The 23,221-nt window shown below is 66.2% G+C and carries 25 protein-coding genes and 1 tRNA gene; 19 read left to right on the forward strand and 7 right to left on the reverse strand.

Annotation, left to right across the window (positions count from 1 at the left end; all coding sequences use genetic code 11):
- The first annotated feature begins 62 nt into the window (after positions 1–62).
- Positions 63–290 (forward strand): hypothetical protein, encoded by a 228-nt coding sequence (locus ACQR1L_RS05950; RefSeq protein ID WP_434857001.1) that lies wholly within the window; start codon positions 63–65, stop codon positions 288–290.
- A gap of 4 nt (positions 291–294) precedes the next feature.
- Positions 295–729 (forward strand): hypothetical protein, encoded by a 435-nt coding sequence (locus ACQR1L_RS05955; protein WP_434857002.1) that lies wholly within the window; start codon positions 295–297, stop codon positions 727–729.
- 518 nt (positions 730–1,247) lie between these two features.
- Here the strand turns inward: ACQR1L_RS05955 and ACQR1L_RS05960 are convergent.
- Positions 1,248–1,324, reverse strand: a tRNA-Pro gene (locus ACQR1L_RS05960).
- A gap of 227 nt (positions 1,325–1,551) precedes the next feature.
- Here ACQR1L_RS05960 and ACQR1L_RS05965 point away from each other — a divergent pair.
- Genes ACQR1L_RS05965 through ACQR1L_RS05980 form a run of 4 tightly spaced genes read left to right on the forward strand, consistent with a single transcriptional unit; the run spans position 1,552 to position 5,058 of the window.
- Positions 1,552–2,553 carry an L-threonylcarbamoyladenylate synthase gene (locus ACQR1L_RS05965; RefSeq protein ID WP_434857003.1) on the forward strand — a complete coding sequence of 334 codons (1,002 nt, stop codon included), beginning with the start codon at positions 1,552–1,554 and terminating at the stop codon, positions 2,551–2,553.
- 18 nt (positions 2,554–2,571) lie between these two features.
- On the forward strand, positions 2,572–3,999 hold the full coding sequence (locus tag ACQR1L_RS05970) for an FAD-binding oxidoreductase (protein WP_434857004.1): 1,428 nt from the start codon (positions 2,572–2,574) through the stop codon (positions 3,997–3,999).
- 15 nt (positions 4,000–4,014) lie between these two features.
- Positions 4,015–4,467: a GNAT family acetyltransferase gene (locus ACQR1L_RS05975; RefSeq protein WP_434857005.1), complete on the forward strand. Its 453-nt coding sequence runs from the start codon at positions 4,015–4,017 to the stop codon at positions 4,465–4,467.
- Between the two features lie 9 nt (positions 4,468–4,476).
- Positions 4,477–5,058, forward strand: coding sequence for an NUDIX domain-containing protein (locus tag ACQR1L_RS05980; RefSeq protein ID WP_434857006.1), 582 nt, complete (start codon positions 4,477–4,479; stop codon positions 5,056–5,058).
- A 137-nt stretch (positions 5,059–5,195) separates the two neighbouring features.
- On the opposite strand, the gene ACQR1L_RS05985 is transcribed toward ACQR1L_RS05980, so the two are convergent.
- Entirely contained in the window at positions 5,196–5,963 is a 768-nt protein-coding gene (locus ACQR1L_RS05985) for an SOS response-associated peptidase (RefSeq protein ID WP_434857007.1), read from the reverse strand.
- A gap of 63 nt (positions 5,964–6,026) precedes the next feature.
- Between ACQR1L_RS05985 and ACQR1L_RS05990 the strand changes: the two genes are divergently transcribed.
- From ACQR1L_RS05990 to ACQR1L_RS06015, 6 genes are all read left to right on the forward strand, one after another.
- Complete coding sequence (locus ACQR1L_RS05990) at positions 6,027–6,581, forward strand: hypothetical protein (protein WP_434857008.1); 555 nt, start codon at positions 6,027–6,029, stop codon at positions 6,579–6,581.
- A 66-nt stretch (positions 6,582–6,647) separates the two neighbouring features.
- Positions 6,648–7,064 (forward strand): NUDIX hydrolase, encoded by a 417-nt coding sequence (locus ACQR1L_RS05995; RefSeq protein WP_434857009.1) that lies wholly within the window; start codon positions 6,648–6,650, stop codon positions 7,062–7,064.
- Between the two features lie 49 nt (positions 7,065–7,113).
- Positions 7,114–7,494, forward strand: a complete 381-nt coding sequence (locus ACQR1L_RS06000; RefSeq protein ID WP_434857010.1) for a TIGR02301 family protein — start codon at positions 7,114–7,116, stop codon at positions 7,492–7,494.
- A 154-nt stretch (positions 7,495–7,648) separates the two neighbouring features.
- Positions 7,649–7,915, forward strand: coding sequence for a hypothetical protein (locus tag ACQR1L_RS06005; RefSeq protein ID WP_434857011.1), 267 nt, complete (start codon positions 7,649–7,651; stop codon positions 7,913–7,915).
- 752 nt (positions 7,916–8,667) lie between these two features.
- Positions 8,668–8,829 (forward strand): hypothetical protein, encoded by a 162-nt coding sequence (locus ACQR1L_RS06010; RefSeq protein ID WP_434857012.1) that lies wholly within the window; start codon positions 8,668–8,670, stop codon positions 8,827–8,829.
- A 356-nt stretch (positions 8,830–9,185) separates the two neighbouring features.
- Positions 9,186–9,707: a protein phosphatase CheZ gene (locus ACQR1L_RS06015; RefSeq protein WP_434857247.1), complete on the forward strand. Its 522-nt coding sequence runs from the start codon at positions 9,186–9,188 to the stop codon at positions 9,705–9,707.
- A gap of 478 nt (positions 9,708–10,185) precedes the next feature.
- Here the strand turns inward: ACQR1L_RS06015 and ACQR1L_RS06020 are convergent, their stop codons facing one another.
- On the reverse strand, positions 10,186–11,520 hold the full coding sequence (locus tag ACQR1L_RS06020; RefSeq protein ID WP_434857013.1) for a dihydroorotase: 1,335 nt from the start codon (positions 11,518–11,520) through the stop codon (positions 10,186–10,188).
- A gap of 197 nt (positions 11,521–11,717) precedes the next feature.
- Here ACQR1L_RS06020 and ACQR1L_RS06025 point away from each other — a divergent pair, with 197 nt between their 5' ends.
- The 7 genes from ACQR1L_RS06025 to ACQR1L_RS06055 all read left to right on the forward strand — a co-directional run bounded on the left by ACQR1L_RS06025 (position 11,718) and on the right by ACQR1L_RS06055 (position 17,956).
- Entirely contained in the window at positions 11,718–12,602 is an 885-nt protein-coding gene (locus tag ACQR1L_RS06025; RefSeq protein WP_434857014.1) for a YgfZ/GcvT domain-containing protein, read from the forward strand.
- A 9-nt stretch (positions 12,603–12,611) separates the two neighbouring features.
- Positions 12,612–13,238 (forward strand): DNA-3-methyladenine glycosylase I, encoded by a 627-nt coding sequence (locus ACQR1L_RS06030; protein WP_434857015.1) that lies wholly within the window; start codon positions 12,612–12,614, stop codon positions 13,236–13,238.
- Positions 13,235–13,849, forward strand: coding sequence for a YfbR-like 5'-deoxynucleotidase (locus ACQR1L_RS06035; protein WP_434857016.1), 615 nt, complete (start codon positions 13,235–13,237; stop codon positions 13,847–13,849). Before ACQR1L_RS06030 ends, ACQR1L_RS06035 begins: the two co-directional genes overlap by 4 nt.
- A 5-nt stretch (positions 13,850–13,854) precedes the next feature.
- Positions 13,855–14,094 (forward strand): hypothetical protein, encoded by a 240-nt coding sequence (locus tag ACQR1L_RS06040; protein ID WP_434857017.1) that lies wholly within the window; start codon positions 13,855–13,857, stop codon positions 14,092–14,094.
- A complete protein-coding gene (locus tag ACQR1L_RS06045; RefSeq protein ID WP_434857018.1) occupies positions 14,091–14,315 on the forward strand; it encodes a hypothetical protein in 225 nt (74 codons plus the stop codon). The genes ACQR1L_RS06040 and ACQR1L_RS06045 overlap by 4 nt, the downstream gene beginning before the upstream one ends.
- A 100-nt stretch (positions 14,316–14,415) precedes the next feature.
- A complete protein-coding gene (locus ACQR1L_RS06050; RefSeq protein WP_434857019.1) occupies positions 14,416–14,922 on the forward strand; it encodes a tyrosine phosphatase family protein in 507 nt (168 codons plus the stop codon).
- 355 nt (positions 14,923–15,277) lie between these two features.
- Positions 15,278–17,956, forward strand: coding sequence for a DUF2339 domain-containing protein (locus ACQR1L_RS06055; RefSeq protein WP_434857020.1), 2,679 nt, complete (start codon positions 15,278–15,280; stop codon positions 17,954–17,956).
- A gap of 3 nt (positions 17,957–17,959) precedes the next feature.
- Here ACQR1L_RS06055 and ACQR1L_RS06060 read toward each other — a convergent pair whose 3' ends face one another.
- From ACQR1L_RS06060 to ACQR1L_RS06075, 4 genes are all read right to left on the reverse strand, one after another.
- A complete protein-coding gene (locus ACQR1L_RS06060; RefSeq protein WP_434857021.1) occupies positions 17,960–19,645 on the reverse strand; it encodes a methyl-accepting chemotaxis protein in 1,686 nt (561 codons plus the stop codon).
- A gap of 201 nt (positions 19,646–19,846) precedes the next feature.
- A complete protein-coding gene (locus ACQR1L_RS06065) occupies positions 19,847–21,535 on the reverse strand; it encodes a methyl-accepting chemotaxis protein (protein WP_434857022.1) in 1,689 nt (562 codons plus the stop codon).
- Between the two features lie 650 nt (positions 21,536–22,185).
- Entirely contained in the window at positions 22,186–22,419 is a 234-nt protein-coding gene (locus ACQR1L_RS06070; protein ID WP_434857023.1) for a DUF6894 family protein, read from the reverse strand.
- A 182-nt stretch (positions 22,420–22,601) separates the two neighbouring features.
- Positions 22,602–23,216 carry a hypothetical protein gene (locus ACQR1L_RS06075; protein ID WP_434857024.1) on the reverse strand — a complete coding sequence of 205 codons (615 nt, stop codon included), beginning with the start codon at positions 23,214–23,216 and terminating at the stop codon, positions 22,602–22,604.
- Between the last annotated feature and the right edge of the window lie 5 nt (positions 23,217–23,221).

Raw genomic sequence — 23,221 nt, forward strand, 5'->3', positions numbered from 1 at the left:
CAGCTCCACTGTGAGAATATCAGGTGTTGAGTGCCGCGGCCAAGTGGACCGACTATCCCGTGATGGTCGTGATCAAGGGACTCTCCGGGACGCTTCCGCTCGACGGAGGCGCGACGATCACGAGCGCGATGCCGCCGCAGCAAGGCTTGAACGACGATGCGACCGCCGCCGTGGTGAACTACGTCTTCCGCCTCAACCTGCCAGGGTCCAGCTCAAGGCCGCCGACGTCGCCCGCATCCGCGGTCGCCCAATGGGCAATGACGACATCAAGCAGATCCGTTCCGGTCTGATGCCATGAGACCTCTCACCCTTGCCCTGATCGCAGCAACCACGATCGGCGTCATCGAACAGTCGAAGGCCGCAGAGAGCACTGAATATCTCTATCGGCTGCACTGCTCCGGCTGTCACGGTCTCGATGGCGAAGGATCGTCCGTCGACCGCATCCCGCCCTTCCCCGGCATCGTCGGACATTTCGCCGGCAGTGAACAGGGCCGGCTCTATCGTGCGAACGTCCCCGGCGTCGTGAATGCCGCCCTTCCCGATAGCGAGACCGCGGACCTCCTGAACTACGTCCTGCACGTCTGGGGCGCGCCGGCGCGCGATCGAGGCAAACCCTTTAGGGCGGACGAAATCCGTCGCCTGCGAGCGAGGCCGGTGGACGACATCTCGGCGCTCCGACAGGCGCTCGCTGTCGAGCTCGCCAAGAAGCGCATCTCGATCGCCTACTGACAGTCGCGGATCACACGGTGTCGATCTCCGCCGCTCGACGCTCTCGGGCTGGATGAAACGGCCTCAATCTGTGCCCCGATCTGTACACCAGAGGAACTGAGAAGGTCGGGAGCGAAGGCTTCTGGTCAAAAGCCGCCTTTCGGCCACGCCGTAAGTTTTCTTCCGGTTGTTCCTCGGAGGGGGACATCGCCCGCGCCAGCCGAGAGGTCCGATATGGGCTCAGAAGCGGACGTGGTGGGTGGAGCACGGCACCGCAGCTCGTCTATCAGCCACTGGGGCCGTCCTTCATAAGGCAGGCCATCAAGTCGTCCGCGCCGCTGATGTTCTTTACGACGTCTCCGATTGAGATCGCGCCACGACCGTGATCGCGCCCAGCGAGAGGATCGTCGCCAAGCACTTTCATCGATTATCGGGGTGCCCCAGTGAAGCGGATGAGGCTGAGAAAAGGTCTCAATCTGTACCCCAGACGAGGGAGACCAAATGGCGCAACCGAAAGGGCAAAAGCTGCAGGGGAAAAATGGTCGGAGCGGCAGGATTCGAACCTGCGACCCCTGCGTCCCGAACGCAGTGCTCTACCGGGCTGAGCCACGCTCCGACTTGGGAAGCCGGCTTATAGCGTCGGGTTTCCGTCTTCGCAAGGCACACGAGGCAGGAAATCGCATCGAAATCGCAGATCGCCGAGCGATGGGTTAACTCCTTGGCGCAATGGCGCTTTGCGCGCCGGCCATGGCGCAGATGCAAGGCAGCGCACGATTTGCGTGCTTCATTCGCCCGGCACCAGCCGCTATAGCGGGCGCGCAGAGGTACCACCGCCGGCCCCAGATGTCCGAGCCCGAGACGACAGCGCTGAAAACCGAGATCCTGCCCGCCGACGCGACCGGAATCGCGAGAGCGGCGGCCGTGCTCGCGCGCGGCGGGCTGGTGGCGTTTCCGACCGAGACCGTCTACGGCCTCGGCGCCGATGCCGCCAATGCGACGGCGATCGCTCATCTCTATCAGGCCAAGGGACGGCCCGCCTTCAACCCGCTGATCGCCCATGTCGCGGACAGCGCTGCGGCGCGCCGCATCGGCCGTTTCGATGCCACCGCGGAGCGTCTCGCCGCCGCCTTCTGGCCGGGGCCGCTGACGCTCGTGGTGCCCCAGGCGGAGCGCTGCCCAGTCGCCGATCTCGCCACGGCCGGCCTCGACACGGTCGCGATCCGCGTGCCTGCCGATCCCATCGCGCGGGCGCTGCTCGCGGCGTTCGGTGGCGCCGTGGTGGCGCCGTCGGCCAACATCTCCGGCCACGTGTCGCCGACCACGGCCGGCCATGTCGCGGCCGACCTCACGGGGCGAGTCGATCTGATCCTGGACGGTGGCCCGGTCGAGGTCGGCGTCGAATCGACCATCGTCGGCTGCTTCGATGCGCCCACCCTGCTCCGCCCTGGCGGAGTTCCAAGCGAAGCCATCGAGGCGGTGCTTGGCCGGGCCCTGGTCCGGCCGGCCGCAGCGGAGCTGCGTGCCGCCGAGCAGCCACTGGCGCCGGGCATGCTGGCCTCGCACTACGCCCCGCGCGCGGCGGTCCGCCTCGGGGCAACGGAGGTCGCCCCGGACGAGGCCCTGCTCGCCTTCGGTCCGGCGGCGTTGCCGGGCGCCGCACGGGCCGCCGCGGTGCTCAACCTCTCGGCTGCCGGCGATCCGGCAGAGGCGGCGACGAATCTTTTCGGCTATCTTCGCAGCCTCGATACGAGCGGCATCCACAGCATTGCCGTGATGCCGATCCCGAACGACGGGCTGGGCGAAGCCATCAACGACCGGCTGCGCCGCGCCGCCGCGCCGAGATAACCCTGGAAGCGACTGACCATGAACATCAGCCAGCCTGCCCTGCCGCCACTGTCCCCCGAATTGATCGCGCAATTCGCCGCCATCGTCGGCGAGCGCCAGGCGCTGACCGCGGAGACCGACGTCGCGCCTTACGTCACCGAGGAGCGCAATCTGTTCCACGGCCGCTCGCCGCTGGTGCTGCGCCCCGGCTCGACCGCGGAGGTCGCAGCGATCTGCAAGCTCGCCAGCGCGCATCGGATCGCGCTGACGCCGCAAGGCGGCAACACCGGCCTGGTCGGCGGCCAGACGCCGCACAATGGCGAGGTGGTGGTGTCCTTGAAGCGCATGGACAAGATCCGCGACATCGACACCGCCTCCAACACGATGATCGCCGAGGCCGGCGTGGTGCTGCAGACCGCACAGCAGAAGGCCGCCGAAGTCGATCGCCTGTTCCCGCTGTCGCTGGGCGCCGAGGGCAGCTGCACCATCGGCGGCAATCTCTCGACCAATGCCGGCGGCACGGCAGCGCTCGCCTACGGCGTGGCGCGCGAGATGGCGCTCGGCGTCGAAGTGGTGCTGGCCGACGGGCGGGTGCTCAACGGCCTGTCGAAGCTGAAAAAGGACAACACCGGCTACGACCTGCGCAACCTCTTCATCGGGGCCGAGGGCACGCTCGGCATCATCACCGCGGCGAGCCTGAAGCTGTTTCCGAAGCCGCGCGCGATCGAGACCGCCTTTGTCGGGCTGAAGTCGCCGGAGGATGCGCTGAAACTGCTGGCGATCGCGCAACGCGAGGCGGCCGGCAGTCTCACGAGCTTCGAGCTGATCGCCGCGATCGCGCTCGACTTCTCGATCCGCCATGTCGCGGGCAACCGCGCGCCGCTGTCCGGCCCGCATCCGTGGTTCGTGCTGATGGAACTGTCGTCGTCGCGCGACGATGCCCGCACCACCTTGGAGAATATTCTCGAGCAGGGCCTGGAGGCCGGCATCGTCGACGACGCCGCGATCGCCGAAAATCTCACCCAGCGCCTGGCGTTCTGGAAGCTGCGCGAGGACATCTCCTGGGCGCAGAAGCCGGAGGGCGGCTCGATCAAGCACGACATCTCCGTGCCTGTCGCGGCCGTGCCGGCGTTCATCGCCGAGGCCAACGAGGCCGTCGTCAAGCAGGTGCCCGGCGCGCGGCCGGTGCCGTTCGGCCATCTCGGCGACGGCAACATCCACTACAATGTCAGCCAGCCGGTCGGCGCCAACGCGGCGGACTATCTCGCGCGCTGGCACGAGGTGAACAAGGTCGTATTCGACATCGTGCTGCGCATGGGTGGCTCGATCTCCGCCGAGCACGGCATCGGCGTGCTCAAGCGCGACGAACTGCCTGATGTGAAGGACCCGACCGCCATCGCGCTGATGCGCGCGATCAAGGCGCAGTTCGATCCGCTCGGGATCATGAACCCCGGCAAGGTGCTCTAGGCCATCGATACGCTCATGACCCCTGCTCCGCTCTCGATCTCCGACATCACCGATGCCGATGTGCCCGCCATCATCGCGCTGTGGCAGCGCTGTGGCCTGACGCGGCCATGGAACGATCCCGCTGCCGACATCGCGCTGGCCCGCCGCGGCGGCAGTTCCACCGTGCTCGTCGGCCGCAGCAGCGGCGCCATCGTGGCCTCCGCGATGGTTGGTCATGACGGCCACCGCGGCTGGGTCTACTACGTCAGCGTCGATCCCGAGCATCGCGGCCACAGCCTGGGGCGAGCCATCATGGCCGCCGCCGAGGACTGGCTGCGCGCGCGCGGCATCGCCAAGCTGATGCTGATGGTCCGTGGCGACAACACCAAGGTTCAGGCGTTCTATCAGACGCTCGACTATGCCGTGCAGGACAGCGTCGTGTTTTCGAAATGGCTCGACGGCCGCCCGCCGACGCCGGGGATGAAGTAGGAATTCAGCATGAGCATCTCCGATCGCATCCGCGTGCATGACAAGCGCGTGCTCTCCGATCACTACGGCACGCTGACCTCGACCCGGTTCGAATGGCGGCGCGACGACGGCACCTGGCAGATGCAGAGCCGCGACGTGTTCGACCGCGGCAACGCCGCGGCGATCCTGCCCTACAATCTCGCGCAGCGCCGCGTCATCCTGGTCAAGCAGTTCCGATATCCGGCATTCCTCAACGGCTATGACGACCTGCTGATCGAGACCGCCGCCGGCCTGCTCGACAACGCCTCGCCGGAGGAGCGCATCCGGCTCGAGGCCGAGGAGGAGACCGGGTTCCGGCTGCACGACGTCAAGTTCGTGTTCGAGGCCTTCATGAGCCCCGGCGTGGTCACCGAGAAGATCCACTTCTTCGTCGCCGAGTACGAGCCGGGCATGCGCGTCAGCGCCGGCGGTGGGCTGGCGCATGAGGGCGAGGAGATCGAGGTGCTGGAACTCGGCATCGACGAGGCGCTCGCGATGGTCGACGACAAGCGCATTCAGGACGCCAAGACCATCATGCTGCTGCAGCATGCGGCGCTGCGGATCTTCAGGTAGGCCACCGTCCGCTGTCGTCCTCCGCGAAAGCGGGGGACCCAATATTCCACCGCTGTCTGTGACAAGCCGAGAGGCCGCAGGGTAATGGATCCCCGCCTTCGCGGGGATGACGACCTCTTCTGTCGAAACATCCAGCCTCAGAACAAACTCCCCTGCCCATCGTCGACGACAGGTGTAGCCTTGCGGGGTGCAACCTTCTTCGCCGGCTTGCGCTGAGCATCCTCTGCGGCGCGCATCTCCTCGGTCATCGGCAGCAGCAGTTGCTCGTCGTCATTGGCGACCGCATTGACGCGCGTCGAAACCTCGTACCAAGCGAACTCGCCGTCGTCGGGCGCCACCATCAGCCGCATCGCGTCGGTCGGATCGTCGCTGCGGCAGTCGAGCCAGAGCGAGAAATCATCGGGCCTGATGGTCACGGGAACACGATGATGCAACACCGAGAGTGCGGGATTGGCCGCCGTCGTCACGATCGCCACCGTATCGACCTCCTCGCCGTTCGGACCCATCCATGTCTCGGCAAGAGCTGCGAAGCCGAACGGCGCGCGGTCGCTGCGATGGATGAAGAACGGACGCTTGCGGCCGTCGATCACCTGCCATTCGTAATATCCATCAGCGGGCACAAGCACGCGGCGCCGCCGGATCGCATTCTTGAACGCGGGCTTCTCGCGTACGGACTCCGAACGCGCGTTGATCACGAGCGTAAAACTACGGGGATCCTTGACCCAGGCCGGCATGAAGGCCCAGCGCATCAAACGATAGTGACGCTTGTCACGATCCAGCAGGACTACGGGGATCGGCTGCGTGGGCGCGATGTTGTGACGTGGCGGAAAGTTCGGCTGTCCCTCGTAGCCGAAGATCTGCCGCAACGCTGCGGGTGGTGAAGTGATGACGAAACGTCCACACATAATCTCACTCAAATCGTCGTGTGTTCAGCACCTTTTAACTCGGTTTGCCAACACTGCAGCCCGATGACCGCAGTTGCGACCCAATCCGTGCCGTCCGATCGCACGACCCAACGACCGGCCGGCAGCGCTATCGATCCCGCGCGCGCCGCGATCCTGCGCGCCGCGAACATCAATCCGCGCACCGGTCTCGCCACCGACTATCTGAATCATTTCAACGAAGCCGTGATGCTGCTCGAAATGATTCCCGATATCCCGGAATGCGCCGAGGATTTCCTGGCGTGGTCGCCGCTGACCTATCCAGAACATTTCACGCACACCAATTTCAAGGCCCGCGATCTCGTGATCGAGGCCTATGAACAGGCCGATCCGTCGATTCGCGATCGTTTCGACCATCTCACCAAGACCATGACCGACATCCTGCTCGCGGTCGGCAGCGCCATGCGCGAGGCCAAGCAGGACAAGACCAAGGCCGCGCTCGCCGAACAGGCCGCGGGCTGGGTCAAGCCGCTGGTGGCCCAGGCTGGCGGCATCATCAACGGCGACATCGAGTTCGATCCGGAACCGGTAGCGGAGGTCGACGAGGTCGATGCCGTCGACGCGATCATGGCCAGCTTCTGACCAGAACGACGCTGCGCGCGCCGCGGTCTTCACGGTAGAGTTGATGCCCCAGCCGGAGCGCCTCGCATGACCGCCACGCCGCCGTCTCGTCCCCAACTCGCTGTGAGCGCCGCGATCTTCCGCGACGACCGGCTGCTGCTGGTGCGTCGCGCCCGGTCGCCGGCGAAGGGCGTCTACACGCTGCCCGGCGGACGGGTCGAGTTCGGCGAGACTTTGCACGAGGCCGTGGCCCGCGAGGTCATGGAGGAGACCGGCCTGTCGATCGCCATCATCGGCCTCGCCGGCTGGCGCGAGGTGCTGCCGCCGGCGGGAGGCGGCGGCCATTACGTGATCCTGCCCTTCGCGGCGCGCTGGGTGTCGGGCGATCCCAACCTCAACCCGGAACTCGACGACGCGCAATGGCGCGATCCCGGTGCGCTGGATGGCCTCACCCTGACCGACGGGCTGCCGGAGATCATTGCCGCCGCCCGGGCGCTGCTGTAGGCGCCTTGCGTCCGCCGCTGGGCACAGGCATATCACGGACGTGTTCCCGATGCTCTCCAAGCGCCTCCTGGCCCTCCTGATGCTCGTCATGGCCTGCGCCGCCGCCCCGGTGCGGGCGCAGGATGCGGCTGCGCCCTTCGATGGCGACCTGCAGCGCCTGGCCGAGATTCTCGGCACACTACATTACCTCCGCGGCATCTGCGGCAGCAACGAGGGCGCCAAATGGCGCAACCAGATGCAGGCGCTGATCGACGCCGAGACGCCGTCGGGTGAGCGCCGCGCCCGCATGATCGCCGGCTTCAACCGCGGCTATAACGGCTTCCAGCAGACCTACCGGACCTGCACGCCGGCGGCCATGGTCGCCATCCGCCGCTACATCGACGAGGGCTCGAAGATCTCGCGCGACCTCACGGCGCGCTACGCCAATTGAGGCCCGCGGCGCGTTATCCACGTTTGCGTTAACCTTGTTAACCTTTCCTAAAGAACTGGCCTAGGCGTTCCCGCCGCGCGTGTTAAACCTCGCTTGTCCGGCGCGCCCGCGCTTGGATTTCCTTGCGCCGCGGCGCACCGCCAGACTGAATTCAATGAGCTTCCCCGTACCCTTCAGCGCCCTCCCCGACGTCCTGCCCGACCATGAGCAGAAGCAGGCCGCGCTCAGCTATCTCAACGAAGCCTGGGCGGAAGCGCGCCATGACGGCGTCGATGGCGACTGCTTGGCCCAGGCCAGCCTGTTCGCCGCCCTCGCCGAGCTCGTCACGACCTATGGCGAGGACGCGGTCGCGACCTTCGTCGAGGGGTTTCCCGAGCGCATCCGCAACGGCGAATTCTCGCTGGCCCGCGCGACGCAGTAGGCTGTTCGCGTCGGCTGGAGGTGGGCAAAGGCGCGCCCGCCTCGCCTGCGGATCATGCCGCGCTGTCGCCGGCGCCGTGCCCACCATCGCGCTCCGCGTTCGTCTCACGACTCACGCCACAACTCACATCGTCATGCCCGCGTAAGCGGGCATCCAGTACGCCGTGACCTCTCGGTTGATCACGACAGGCGGTGAGTACTGGATCCCCGCCTTCGCGGGGATGACAGCGGTGGACGCGGCGGCGTCACGGCCCCGCAGCCGCGCAACGTCAGCAGCGTGAGCTGGCGCCTTCTTCACGTCTTCAAACAGCACAGGACACGTTTCATCGTCCTCGCGGCGCCGATTGCGTCCGAGCGATGGCCGACGTTCGGCCCTCGCAAATCGAGGGCACAGGAAAGGCTGGGCGTCGGCTGACGCCCATGGCCCCCGTGCGAACAAGAATGCACGGGGCAGGAACCACAGGTGCAGCCGGACGAGCCCAGCCTTCCCTGCGCGATGGGTTTAACGCTTACTCCGCGCTCTCCCTGGGGACCGGCTGTCTTGCCCCCATCACCAGCGCCGACGCTCTCGCATCGACAGCAGGCTTGACCTCGGCATCGGGAGGCCAGGACCACACGGCTTCACGTCCGCATCGAGATTGTTCGTCCGCGCGGACAAGCCACGCTGCAAGCCGACACGGCCACCGCCTGCCCGCCTCGCGTCTCGTGACGACCGCGCGTACGCCCCTCTCGTTGAGGCGGGATGCGAGAGGAGTGACACATTTTCCGGAAAAAAGAAAGACCATTCTTCCGCCGACGCGGTGCTGCGAGCGCGATGCCATTGAAGCAACGCGCCAACTTTCCGATTCGGCGCATGCGTTGCGTGTCGTCGCCGTGATCGAGATCGTCGCCCCGCCTGACCAAGTCGCGCACTGATTCGCCCGTCGGGCGGCGCGGAGCAGCAACCGCTCATACCTCGTTCGACGCAAGGACGGACGTGTCCTGTCAGGCGGCCCGGCCGCCAAGTCGCGTCAGAAATCCTTCACCATTCGAAGGCCTTGGGCATGAATGAACATCCGCCCTTAACGAAAATGGGAAAAACTGAGCCGCTGATCTTCACCGACCTGATCACAGTACCGATTCGAGCTGACGCGAAAACTCGGCTCCGTGTCGCGACCTGGTCATCGCCAGAACGAGGTCCGACATGCCGTCACGGACGAGCAGGCGGAGCTTGATGCTGCCGCGTGAAGACTTGGGTTAAGGAAACGTTAGGGAAAAGCTGGGGATTGCTGATGATTGCGCCGGAAGAAGAGAGGATGCTGAAGACGCTCCTGGTCGAGATGTTCGGTCACCTCAGCAGCATGCGACGGGAATTCGCCGCTCTTCAAGGCGACAGCAAGTATAATTTCGCGAGCATGGCCGATACCCTCGACGCGATCGTCGAGAATACGGAGACGGCCGGGAACGCAATCCTCGAAAGCATGGAAGAGATCAGCACCAGCGTCGGGAAGTTGCAAGGTGTCAAGGACCCGACGGTGGCGGCGGTCAGCGACGAGATCGTCGACAGCACCAACAAGGTGTTCGAGGCCTGCGCGTTTCAGGACCTCACCGGGCAGCGGATCACGCGGGTGGTCAAGTCGCTGAAGTTCATGGAGGAGCACATCAACCGGCTGGTCCGCATGTGGGGAAAAGAGGAGCTGGCGCGGATGGCCGCCGAGGTCGCCGCCCCAAGCACCGAGCCCGATTTGCTCGAAGGCCCGAAGCGGGTGGGCGTGGCGATTTCCCAGGACGACATCGACAAGCTGTTCGCGTGAACGGCGGCGGGGCTGTCGTATCAGTTCCCGCGTCATTGCGAGCGCAGCGATGGGATCATACCTCGCCCCGCTTGCGGGGAGAGGTCGGATTGCATCGAAAGATGCAATCCGGGTGAGGGGGACTCTCCACGCACCGCACTCGTGGAGAGTCCCCCTCACCCCAGCCCTCTCCCCGCAAGCGGGGCGAGGGAGCGCACCGTCCGTGCGTTAAAGAGCCGGGATCCGATTTCGATAGGTGCGCTCGCGCCAGCCTCCTTGTCGCAACCGCGTAGTCCGGATGAGCGCAGCGACATCCGGGGTCTCGCCTGCTGTATTGGTGAACCCGGATGTCGCTGCGCTCATCCGGGTTACGAGCCGATCATCCGAAGCGCGATGCTCCTTCCGCGTCATTGCGAGCGCAGCGAAGCAATCCAGGACCCAGCAAGAACTCTGGATTGCTTCGCTGCGCTCGCAATGACGGAGCACATAGTAAGCGCCGTTACGGCCGCAGCGTCTCCATGAAGCGCACCGGTTCGCCAGTCGCCGGAGTCAGCAGTTCGCCCTGCCACATCACGCGCTGCCCGCGGACGAAGGTGCCGACCGGCCAGCCGGTCACGCGCACGCCGTCATACGGCGTCCAGCCGGCTTTGGAGGCGACCCATTTGTTGGTGATGGTCTCGCTGCGCTTGAGGTCGACGATCGTGAGGTCGGCGTCGTAGCCGGCGGCGATGCGCCCCTTGCGGGCGATGTTGTAGATGCGAGCCGGGCCGGCGCTGGTGAGGTCGACGAAACGCGCGAGCGACAGCCGGCCGGCATTGACGTGGTCGAGCATGATCGGCACCAGCGTCTGCACGCCGGTCATGCCGGAGGGCGAGGCCGGATAGGTCTTGGCCTTCTCCTCGGCGGTGTGCGGGGCGTGATCGGAGCCGAGGATGTCGACGATGCCCTGGTGGACGCCCCACCAGATGACGTCGCGATGGTCGGCCGAGCGCACCGGCGGATTCATCTGCGCATAGGTGCCGAGCCGCTCGTAGCACTCGGGCGCTGTCAGAGTGAGATGATGCGGCGTCGCCTCGACGGTGGCGACGTCCTTGTGGTCGCGCAGATAGACGATCTCTTCCTTGGTCGAGATGTGCAGCACGTGGATTCGCTTGCCGGTCTCGTGGGCAAGATTGACCAGGCGCTGGGTGGCGCGCAGCGCCGCCTCCTCATCGCGCCATACCGGGTGGGAGCGCGGATCGTTCTCGACGCGCAGACCCTTGCGCTCGTTGAGGCGGTATTCGTCCTCGGCGTGGAACGCGGCGCGACGGCGGATGACCTGGAAGATGCGGCGGAGCGAGTCATCGTCCTCGACCAGCAGCGAGCCGGTGGAGGAGCCGACGAACACCTTCACACCGGCGCAGCCCTCGGCGCGCTCGAGCACCGGCAGTTGCTCGACGTTCTCGCGGGTGCCTCCGATGAAGAAGGCGAAGTCGCAATGCATGCGGTGCCGGCCGGCCTCGATCTTGGCGGTGAACGCCTCCTCGGTGACCGTCAGCGGGTTGGTGTTGGGCATCTCGAACACGGCGGTGACGCCGCCCATCACGGCGCTGCGCGAGCCGGTTTCGAGATCCTCCTTGTGGGTCAGGCCGGGCTCGCGGAAATGCACCTGGGTGTCGATCACGCCGGGCAACACGTGCAGGCCCTTGCAGTCGATGATCTCGGCCGCCGAAGCCGCGCCGAGATCGCCGATCTCGACGATGCGACCAGCGGTGATGCCAATGTCGCGAACGCCCTCGCCGTCCTGATTGACCACCGTGCCGGATTTCAGAATGACGTCGAACCGCTGGCTCATGAACCCCTCTAGGATTTCATTCTCCGCATTCATCGGAGACAGATCGATCATGCTGCGCGCCTGCCCATTTGCTGGCCTGCCAGGCCTCGCGCGGCTTGATCTTTAGGATGAAGCCACCGCAGTGCAGCGTTTCAGCCTTGTGGTTTAAGCCAGGGCGGCTTACGTTTCGGTGCGGCGTGTCGCAAGAGGTTTTTCGAATGAAAGCGACGTTTCTCGACGACCGGGGCGTGGTCCAGGTCAGCGGCGACGATGCACGCAAGTTCCTCAACGGACTGGTCACCACGGACGTCACCAAGCTCGTTCCGGGCGAAGCCCGGTTCGGGGCATTGCTGACGCCGCAGGGCAAGATCATCATCGACTTCCTGGTGGCGCAGGCGCCCACCGGCGAGGCCGGTGAACGCTTCCTGCTGGATTGCCCGCGCGCGCTGGCGCAGGCGCTGGCGGACAAGCTCAATTTGTACAAGCTGCGCGCCAAGCTGACGGTCGCCAACCTGTCGGATCAGGTCGGTGTCATCGCAGTGTGGGACGGCACGCCCGGTGCGGCGCTCGATCTCTGCTTCAGAGATCCGCGTCACGAGGCGCTGGGTGACCGCGTCATCGCGCCGCAGGCCGAGCTCGCCGAGATCGCGGCGGGACTCGGCGCCGACATTGCCGTGGCCGCAGACTACGAGGCGCATCGGATCGATCATGCCGTGCCGCGCGGCGGGCTCGACTTCATGTATGGCGACGCCTTTCCCTACGAGACCAACATGGACCGCCTGCACGGCGTCGACATCGGCAAGGGCTGCTATGTCGGCCAGGAGGTGGTGAGCCGCATGCACCATCGCGGCACCACGCGGACACGCACCGCCAAGGTGCTGATCGATGGCCCGAGCCCGGAGCCGGGCACGCCGATCTTGGCCGGCGAGAAGAGCATCGGCACGATGGGCTCGGCCGCTGCGCAGAAGGGCCTGGCGCTGCTGCGCATCGATCGCGCCGCGGAAGCGATGGAGGCTGGCACGCCGCTCACTGCTGGCGGGCTGACGCTGCGCATCGCCGATCCCGACGCGCTGCAGGGCGCGCCCAAACAGACGGTGGCCTGAGCAGAACTCATGGGCCGCGCTGCCGTCGTCCATCCTGATGGCCTGACGCGCTGCCCCTGGCCGGGCAGCGACCCGCTCTATGTCGCCTATCACGACACCGAGTGGGGCGTGCCGGAATATGACGACCGCGCGCTGTATGAGAAGCTGATCCTCGACGGCTTCCAGGCCGGGCTGTCGTGGATCACGATCCTGCGCAAGCGCGACAATTTCCGCCGCGCCTTCGATGATTTCCAGCCGGAGAAGATCGCGCGCTACAGCGACAAGAAGATCCATGCGCTGATGAACGATGCCGGCATCGTCCGCAACCGCGCCAAGATCGAGGGCGCCATCCTCAGCGCGAAATCCTGGCTCGACATCCAGGACAAGGGCCCTGGCTTCTCGAAGCTGCTATGGGGCTTCATGGACGGCGCGCCGAAGGTGAATCAGTTCAAGACCACGGCGAGCGTGCCGGCTTCGACGCCGCTGTCGATCAAGATGTCGAAGGAGCTGTCCTCGCGCGGCTTCAAGTTCGTCGGACCCACGATCGTCTACGCCTTCATGCAGGCGACCGGGATGGTCAACGACCATCTCGTCACCTGCTTCTGCCACGAGACCTGCAGCGGCAAGCGCCGCGCCCCGCGCCTCAAGATCAAATGACGACCAAGACGCCCGACAACGGGCACGACCGCGTCTGGCAGCGCATGCTGTCCGGCCGCAGGCTCAACCTCATCGATCCCTCGCCGCTCGACGTCGAGATTGCCGATATCGCGCACGGATTGTCGCGCGTGGCGCGCTGGAACGGGCAGACGTCCGGCGCCCACATCTTCTCGGTGGCGCAGCACACGCTGCTGGTGGAGACGGTGATGCGGGCGAAGAAGCCGAATATCGATGCCAAGCTGCGGCTCGCGGCGCTGCTGCACGACGCGCCGGAATACGTCATCGGCGACATGATCTCGCCGTTCAAGGCGGTGCTTGGCGGCAGCTACAAGAGCGTCGAGAAACGGCTGCTCGGCGCGATCCACATCCGCTTCGGCCTGCCGGCGGAGGTCGCGCCCGAGATCGAGCGCCAGATCAAGGCGGCCGATCGCGGCGCGGCCTATCTGGAGGCGACACGACTGGCCGGCTTTTCCGAGAGCGAGGCGAGGAAGCTGTTCGGCCGCGACCCCGGCCTGCCGGAGGCGACCGTCACGGAATATCTGACGCCGTGGAGCGCGGCCAAGGCGGAGAAGCGCTTCCTGACCCGGTTCAACCTGGTGCTGGGGTCCTGACGGCCGTGCCGCTGACACCGGACGAACGCCGCAACGAACGGCTGAAGCTGACCGCCAACTGGCTCAACACGCTGGCGACCGCCATCGTCACCGCCGGAACGTTCGTGCCGCTCGCCCAGTTCGTCTACGGCGTCCTGCCACAGAATACCCCGGCCGGCCTGATCTACGGCTCAGGCGTGGTTTGCATTGTGACCGGAGTGCTCTTACATTTGCTGGGCCAGTGGATCCTGGGAGGTCTTCGATGACCACGCACCAGCTTTTTGCCATGAGCTTCCCGCTCCTGACCGCCGTGGCCGTCGCCATGGTGGCCCTGCTCGTGCGCCGTCCCTGGTCGGAGAAGCCGGTCGAGATCGCCTCGCCGAGCCGGGAGCGCGTGCTCGAGCAGGTCGAGCGCCTCAATGCCGAGATCGAGGTCAAGGCGCATCTGGTCCGCCAGGAGCTGCGGCAGCTCAGGAACACGCGCTGACGGCCGCCCGCCCCCGCTGCGCCGGCCTGACGGCAGCCATCTCGAAGCCGCTTTTGCCCTGCCGCTTCCGATCGTATAATCGAGCTTTCAAAGGCCCGATATGATCCACGTCTGTTCGCTTGCCGCATTGCCCGAGACCGTGCGCCTGACCGGCGCCAGCCACGTGCTGACCATCATGGCCAATGTCGAGCAGGTGCGGCGGCCCGAGACGATCCTTCCCGAGAACCATCTCCGGGTCTCCGTGGACGACATCACCGAGCACATGCCGGGCTTCGTCGCGCCGTGCGACGAGCACGTCACGCAGGTGCTGGAGTTCGTGCGCGGCTGGGACCGCGCGGCGCCGCTGGTGATCCACTGCTATGCCGGCATCAGCCGCTCGACCGCGAGCGCCTTCGCCGCGGCCTGCGCGCTCAACCCGCACCGCGACGAGCTCGACATCGCCTGGGCGATCCGGCAGGCCTCGCCGATCGCCTCGCCCAACCGCCTGCTGGTCAGCCTCGCCGACAGGGCGCTGGGGCGCGAAGGCCGCATGATCCGGGCGCTGGAAGCGATCGGACCCGGCGCGATGATGGTGGACAGCACGCCGTTCCGGATCGATCTGGAGTGAGCTTGGTCCCGTCATTCCGGGGCGCCGCGTCAGCGGCAAACCCGGAATCCCGAGATGGCTGATCTCATCGCGGCATCCACCAAACCACCAACCTCTGGGTTCCGGGTTCACGCTTCGCGTGCCCCGGAACGACGGTGCATCGGCAGGGCGCGCGCAGGGGCGAAAGCCGAGTATCTGCGCACCGGCGCCGGTTGAACTTGCGCCGCGCCGTTTGACACTCATGGAACTGCAGCCATCGTGGCGGCGCGCGCGGGCCGGCCGTCGATTCGCTGCGCATCCCTCCGGGGCCGACATGGCCTCTCTCTCCTCTCCCATGACGCCGGCGGGCGCCATCGACTCAGGACTCCCAGGCGTGATGTTTGATTGGCCACTGGACTGGATTGCCCTCCTCATCGCGTTCGCGGCGCTCGCCTTCGCGCGCAAGACCTCCGATCGACTGAGGGAGGTCCAGGCGCGTCTCGCCAAGCTCGAGGCCCGCTCCGGCGAGGCACCGCTGGCGGGCGGACCGCCGCTGAGCCCGCTGTGGGACACCCACGCAGCCCCGCCCGTGCCGCCTCCGCTGCCCGAGGTGACCGAGCCCACGCTGCAGCCTGCGGCAACGAGGGACGACGAGACCGTCGCCGAGGCCCCGCCGTTCGCACCGCCGCCGCTGCCGCAAGCCTCGGCCGGCTTCGAGGAGCGCATCGGCACCCGCTGGGTGGTGTGGATCGGCGGGCTGACGCTGGCGCTCGGCGGCTTCTTCATGGTGCGCTATTCGATCGAGGCCGGCCTGGTCGGCCCCGAGGTCCGCGTGGCGCTCGGCGCGCTGTTTGCCGCAGCCCTGCTCGCCGCCGGCGAATGGACCCGGCGCAAGGAAAGCATCTCGCAGATCGCGGCGCTGCCGATCGCCAACATCCCGGCGATCCTGACCGCGGCCGGCACGGCCGTCGCGTTTGCGACCATCTACGCGGCCTATGCGCTGTATGAATTCCTGGCGCCGGCGATTGCCTTCGTGCTGCTCGGCGCGGTCGCGCTCGGCACGCTGGCCGCGGCGCTGCTGCACGGCCCGGCGCTGGCCGGGCTCGGCCTCGTCGCCGCTTTCACCACGCCGGTGCTGGTGTCCACCGGACAGCCGAACTACTGGGCGCTGTACATCTATCTCGCCATCGTCACCGCAGCTGCGTTTGCGCTGGCACGGGTGCGGCTGTGGCGCTGGCTGGCGATGACCACGATCGGGCTGTCGTTCCTGTGGACCCTGCCCGGCCTCGACGCGGGCGTCGAGACCGTCGCGCCGCATGTCTTCCACGTCGTCGCAGGTTTTGCGCTGACCGCGCTGATCGTCGTCTGCGGCTTCCTGTTCGGCCCGGCGGCCGACAATGACGAGGTCGAGCCGATCTCGTCGGTGGGTCTCGCCGTCTATCTGCTCGGCGCGATGCTGGTCGTGCTGTCGAGCTTCCATGATGGCTTGGCGCTGATCGGCTTCGCCGTGCTGATCGCGGCCACGCTCGCGGTGGCCTGGCGCGCGCCGAGCGCGACCGGTGCGGTCGCGGCGGCGGCCGGAACCGTGTTCCTGGTGTTCGCCGAATGGGCGTTGCGCGACAATCCGGACCTGCTGGTGCTGCCCGGCGGCGCGCTGCCCGACATGGGACCGAACCCGCTCGGCGCATCCGTGTCTTGGCACTTGGTGACCGCGGCGATCTTCGCCATCGGCTTCGGCGGCGCCGGCTTCCTGGCGCAGGGGCGCTCGCAGAATGCCGCCGTGCCGGTGGTGTGGTCGGCGGCCGGCGTGTTCACGCCGATCGCATTGCTGGTCGCGCTCTACGCCCGCATCGCTCATCTCGACCGCTCGATCCCGTTCGCGATCGTCGCGGTCGTGCTGGCGGCTTCGTTCGCGGTCGCCACCGAGCTCCTGACGCGGCGCGAGGAGCGGCCGGGACTCTCCGCCTCGATCGCGCTGTTCGCGACCGGCACGCTCGGCGCGCTCGCGCTGGCGTTGACCTTTGCGCTGGAGAAGGGCTGGCTGACGATTTCGCTCGCCTTGATGTCGCTCGGCACCGCCTGGATCTTCGAGAACCGGCCGATCCCGTTCCTGCGCACGCTCGCCGCCGTGTTCGCCGGATTGGTGGTGCTCCGGATCGGCTACGATCCGCGCATCGTCGGCGCCGATGTCGGGACCACGCCGATCCTCAACTGGCTGCTGTGGGGCTATGGCGTGCCGGCCGCCTCGTTCTGGGGCGCGAGCATTCTGATGCGCCGCTATGGCGACGATGCGCCGCTGCGCGCGGTCGAGGCCGCGGCCATCCTGTTCACGACGCTGCTCGCGTTCCTGGAGATCCGCCATGCCGTCAATGACGGCGACATGCTGGCGGTGCCGTCGCTGGCCGAAGCGGGGCTCGACGTCTGCGTCGCGCTGGCGCTCGCGATCGGGCTGGAACGGCTGCGCGTCCGCAGCCGGAGCATCGTGCACAATGTCGGCGCCGTGATGCTGACCGGCTTCGCCGGCGGCGCCACACTGTTCGGACTGCTGCTGTTCGAGAACCCGATGATCTCGGACGTCACCATCAAGGGCGGCGTGCTCAACATCCTGATCCTGGCCTACGCCTTCCCCGCGGTGCTGATGCTGCTGCTGTCCTACGCGGTCGCGGGCCGGCGTCCGCCGGCCTATGGCAATACGCTGGCCGCCGGCGCGCTGATCATGGCGCTGGCCTATGTGAGCCTGGAGATCCGCCGGATCTATCACGGCCCGGACCTGACCAGCGGCGTCACCAGCGCGGCCGAGCAGTATACCTACTCGATCGCCTGGCTCGCCCTTGGTGTCGTGCTGCTCGGCATCGGCATCGTGGTGTCGTCGCAGCGGGCGCGACTGGCCTCGGCGATCGTGATCGCGCTGACCATCCTGAAGGCCTTCCTGGTCGACATGTCCGCGCTGACCGGCGTCTGGCGGGCGCTGTCCTTCATCGGCCTCGGCCTGGTGCTGGTCGCGATCGGCTGGCTGTACCAGAAGGTGCTGTTCCGCCGGCAGCAGCAGGCGCCGCCTGCTGCGCCGGCCGGATGATCGTCAGGCCGCGCGCACCGACTGCAGGAACGAGGCGACCTCGCGCTTGAGCCGGTCGCTGTCGGTCGCCAGCGACTTGGCGGCGTTGAGCACATGCCCCGACGCCTGGCCGGTCTCGGTCGCGCCGCGCTGCACGTCGACGACGTTCGCCGACACCTGCTGCGTGCCGTGCGAGGCCTGCTGGACGTTGCGTGAGATCTCCTGCGTCGCAGCGCCCTGCTCCTCGACCGCAGCCGCGATCGCCGAGGAGATTTCCGACAGCCGCTCGATGGTGCCGGAGATGTCGCGGATGGCGCCGACGGATTCCTGCGTCGCCGCCTGAATGCTGCCGATCTGCTGGCCGATCTCGCCAGTCGCCTTCGCGGTCTGTTCGGCGAGTGCCTTGACCTCCGAGGCCACCACCGCGAAGCCGCGGCCGGCTTCGCCGGCGCGCGCCGCCTCGATGGTGGCGTTGAGCGCCAGCAGGTTGGTCTGGCCCGCGATCGAGTTGATCAGTTCGACCACGTCGCCGATGCGTGCCGCGGCCTTCGACAGCTCACCGACGCGATCGTTGGTCTGGCGCGCCTGCGAGACCGCCTCCTGCGCCATGCGCGCGGATTCCTGCACCTGGCGGCTGATCTCGGTGATGGACGACGACAGCTCCTCGGTGGCCGAGGCGACCGACTGCACGTTGGTCGACGCCTCCTCGGACGCGGCCGCGACCTGGGTGGAGATCTCCTGCGAGCGCGTCGCGGTCGAGGACAGCGCGCCGGCGGAATGCTCGAGCTCGGTGGACGCGGACGATACCGTCTGCACGATCTCGCCGATCGTATTCTCGAACTGCCGGGTGATGTTGTCGACGCGGCGGCCCCGCTCGATCTTGGCCTCGGCGTCGCGCGCGGCGAGCGCATCGGCGTCCCGCTTGGCGATCAAGGCCTCCTTGAACACCTGCAGCGTATCCGCCATCGCGCCCACTTCAGTCGGCTCGCCGCGATGCGGCACCTCGGCCGAGAGATCGCCCTGGCCGAGCGCCTGCATCGGCCTGATGATCGAGGCGATGCCAGACGAGACGTCCTGGACGAGATAGAGACCGACCGTGATGCCGCCAGCGACCGCGGCGATGATGATCGTGGTCACGAGCCAGAAGGTGCTGTTGTAACTGTCCGCCGCATCGCGCGTGCTCGCTTCCGCGCCGTTGTCGTTGAAGTCGATCGCCTTGACCAGCAATTCCTCGGACGCCGCGGAGGCAATGCCGGCCGGCTTGAACAGCGCCTCGACGTCATCCGGCATCTTGCCGACGTTCTTGCGCGAGAACTCGAGCACCTTCTCGACCTCGGCCATGTATTTGTCCCACGCCCGGGTCCAATTCTCGTAGATGCCGCGCTCCTCGGCCGACGAGATCAGCGGCTCGTAGGTCTTGATGTCCTTCTTCACCTTCGCCAGCGTATCGGCCATGCGCTTGTCGTTGCTGGCCTTCGCCTCCGGCGTCTGCGCCATCACATGGGCGCGGAGCGTGAGCCGGTAGACGTTGATGTCGGCCCGCAGATTGCCGAGCGCGCGCACGCTGGGCAGCCAATTGGTGGCGATGTCGACTGTCCGCGCGTTGATGCCCCGCATGCTGTGCAACGAAAACACGCCCATGCCGGACATCACGATCAGCATGAACGTGATGACGGCGATGATCTTGATGCGAATGGAAAGCTTGGACACGTCCGTTGATCTCCCGAGAGAATCGTCTCTAACAACCGGCCGTATCTGCCAGGTCACGACGTCGTCGTGGCGACCGGTGCATCTGCGCAAACAAAAAGCGGCATCTGCTGTCGCGCAGATTGCCGCTTTCTCCGCAAACTTCTGTTAATGGTCGGCTACGTACTACTACGGAACAATGCTGCGGCGAGAGCCGCCGAATTGTCAGGCCGCGCGCACGGACTCCAGGAACGAGGCAACCTCGCGCTTCAGCCGGTCGCTGTCGGTGGCGAGCGATTGCGCCGCCGAGAGAACATGCGCCGAAGCTTGACCGGTCTCCGACGCGCCGCGCTGCACGTCGACGACGTTCGCCGAGACTTCCTGCGTGCCTTGCGAGGCCTGCTGCACGTTGCGCGAAATCTCCTGCGTCGCGGCACCCTGCTCTTCCACCGCCGCGGCGATCGCGGACGAGATTTCCGACAGCCGCTCGATAGTGGTGGAGATCGCGCGGATAGCGCCGACCGATTCTTGGGTCGCAGACTGGATGCCGGAGACCTGCTGGCCGATCTCGTCGGTCGCCTTGGCGGTCTGCTCGGCCAGCGCCTTCACCTCGGAGGCGACCACCGCGAAGCCGCGGCCAGCCTCGCCGGCGCGCGCCGCCTCGATGGTCGCGTTCAATGCGAGGAGATTGGTCTGGCCGGCGATCGTGTTGATCAGCTCGACGACGTCGCCGATGCGGGCCGCGGCCTTGCTCAGCTCGCTGACGCGATCATTGGTCATGCGCGCCTGGTCCACGGCTTCCGTCGCCATCCGCGCCGATTCCTGCACCTGCCGGCTGATCTCGGTGATCGACGACGACAGCTCCTCGGTGGCAGACGCAACCGACTGCACGTTGGTCGAGGCCTCCTCCGAGGCCGCGGCAACCGCAGTGGAGATCTGCTGCGAGCGCGTCGCCGTCGAGGACAGAGCCCCCGCCGAATGCTCGAGCTCGGTCGAGGCCGACGATACCGTCTGCACGATCTCGCCGATGGTCGCCTCGAACTGCCGCGTGATGTTGTCGACGCGGTGGCCGCGTTCGATCTTCGCCCGGGCATCAGCAGCGGCGTGATCGTCGGCTTCCTTCTTGGCGATCAGCGCTTCCTTGAACACCTGCAACGTATCGGCCATGGCGCCGATCTCGGTCGGCTCGCCGCGATGTGTCACCTCGGCGGAGAGGTCCCCCTTCGCGAGCTCCTGCATCGGCTTGATGATCGAGGCGATACCCTGCGAGACGTTCTGCACGAGATAGAAGCCGACGGCGACTCCGGCGATCACGGCCGCGACGATGATCGACACCACGAGCCAGATCGCGCGCGAGAAGCTCTCGGCAGCCTGCCGCGTGGCGTCCTCGGCGCCCTTGTTGTTGAACTCGATGTCCTGGATGAAATACTTGTCGGCGTCACGCGCGATCGCCGCCGCGGATTTCTCCAGCAGCTCGGTCGCCTCGCGCGGCATCCTCCCGACGCTCTTGTTCGATTCGTCCATCACTTGCTTGACGGCGACGACATACTTCTCCCAGGCCTGTACCCAGTTGTTGTAGATCGCCCGCTCCTCGGCCGAGGTGATCATCGGCTCGTAGGTCTTCCGGTCCTTGTTGATCGTTTCGAGGATCCCGTTCACGCGCTTCTCGGCGGCCTGCTTGGTCTCCGCCGTATCCGACATGACATGAGCCCGTAGCGCGATACGCAGGAGGTTGATATCTGAGCGCAGCTCGCCGATCGCGCGCACGCTCGGCAACCAGTTGGTTGCGATGTCGACTGTGTTCGCATTGATCGATTGCATGCTGACGACGGCCAGCGCTCCAAGCCCGCCCATTGTCACGAGCATGAACGCGATGACCGATATAATCTTCGAGCGAATGGACATTCTTGACACGGGTGACCTCAGCTGGCTGCGGGTTCGACCGCTTTCTTTGCAGTGCAAAAAAGACTGCCTGGAAACGACCAGGTCTGCACTGCGTCGACGTCAGAGCACTTCGAATCGATCGAAGCTCCGGTTCCGATCTGACGATGCCATTGGGCGCGAAAGCGCCTTATCGGAGGTTAATGGGGAAGCCGTAGGACTACTGACAATGCAAATAAAATAATCACCGTCGCGACGCGAGCGGTGTTTCATGACCGTTCCTTGTTCTACCATCGTGGCACACGGATCCTGATGAGTTACAACTCGCAGATCATCGCCCGACGCTCTTGCAACATCTGGTATACCAACCTTGATGAAGCGAGAGTTAATAGTACAACCAGAACAATCACTGGGTTCGCGAACATGTCAGATCAGGACGTCTGCGACGGTCACGATCGCAGTTCGCCGGTTGCTACAAACAAGCTTTGGAAGATCTCAGCGATCGCACCGACGGCGACATCGACGTGGCGCCGTCGCGGTGACCTCGAGAGAGATAGGAGAAAGGAGAGGGGCGTCGAGACGTCCTCGACGACATCACATCGCGGAAGCCGCTGGCGCAGAGCAACAGCGTCCCGGCGCACCGACGATCCCCATGACGCGGCGCGCGCGATCGCTGCTTGAACTCAGGTGACGGCCTCGGAGACGAGACGGATTCGGAACACGGGCTGCTTGGCCTCGTCCAGCAGCTCCATCTGCCATTCGGTGCCTTGCTGCAACGTCTTGGAGATGCCGCCGATGAGATCGGAGCAGACGGCCGTCAGTTCGTTCCAGGCGGATTCCCGGTTGGAGAATTCGTAAGGCTGATCAGCAGCACCAGAATATCGGCCCTGGCTGATCCGGAAGAAATAAAGCGACATTACCGACCCTTTCGATTGGGCCACCCCCCCCGGTCGCAAACTGCAGAATGAGTCGCTACCGAGGCATGAATCCAACTGTCCGTACGACTACGGCGCAATGACCACTAGCGTGCGCTAGCGTCGTCGCAGATTGATCCATGTTAATCCGCGACGTGTTTTTCAATCGATGAGTGAACTAACAACTAATCGGTAGAGCGACGCAGTTCAGACGCACCGTCAGCATTCGCGTTTTCAGACTTACTCGGCGCGGACTTCGCGGATTCGGCTTTCACCGGTTCCACCTTGCTGCGCTCGACGCGCGGTGTCTCCACCCGCGCGGCAACCTCCGTGTGCGACGGATCGGCGGCAGGCGCGGCTGCACGCGCCGCGCGTGGACGGGCCACGGCGCGCGCCATCAGCATCGTGGCGCCGCCCTGGTGCTGGAAGTCGCAATAGGCAAAGGCGCCGAGACCGGACACCGAGCCGCGGAAGCTGCGCTCGTCCTTCTTGTCGAGGTTGAAGCAGGGCTCGAACGGCATGCCCTTGATCGAGGCACAAACGTTCTGGCCACGGATCTGCAGCGTGTTGCCGGGCAGGCGAATGTGACGGACCGGGCCGGAGCCCGAGAACTGCACAGCGCCGGCGGCGCCCATGTCATCAAGAATGCGGCCCGCGCCCCGCGTGCCGTCGACACAGGTGAAGGCGAACACCTTTCCGGCGACGAACTTGCGTGCCTCGTCGGCCGTCATCGACCCCGCCAGCGCGGGAGCGACCACGGCGCCAGCCGTCAGGGTCCCCAGCAAAAATCGCCCGAGCATGCATC

This window comes from Bradyrhizobium sp. HKCCYLR20261 (assembly GCF_051168435.1).
Taxonomy (GTDB): domain Bacteria; phylum Pseudomonadota; class Alphaproteobacteria; order Rhizobiales; family Xanthobacteraceae; genus Bradyrhizobium.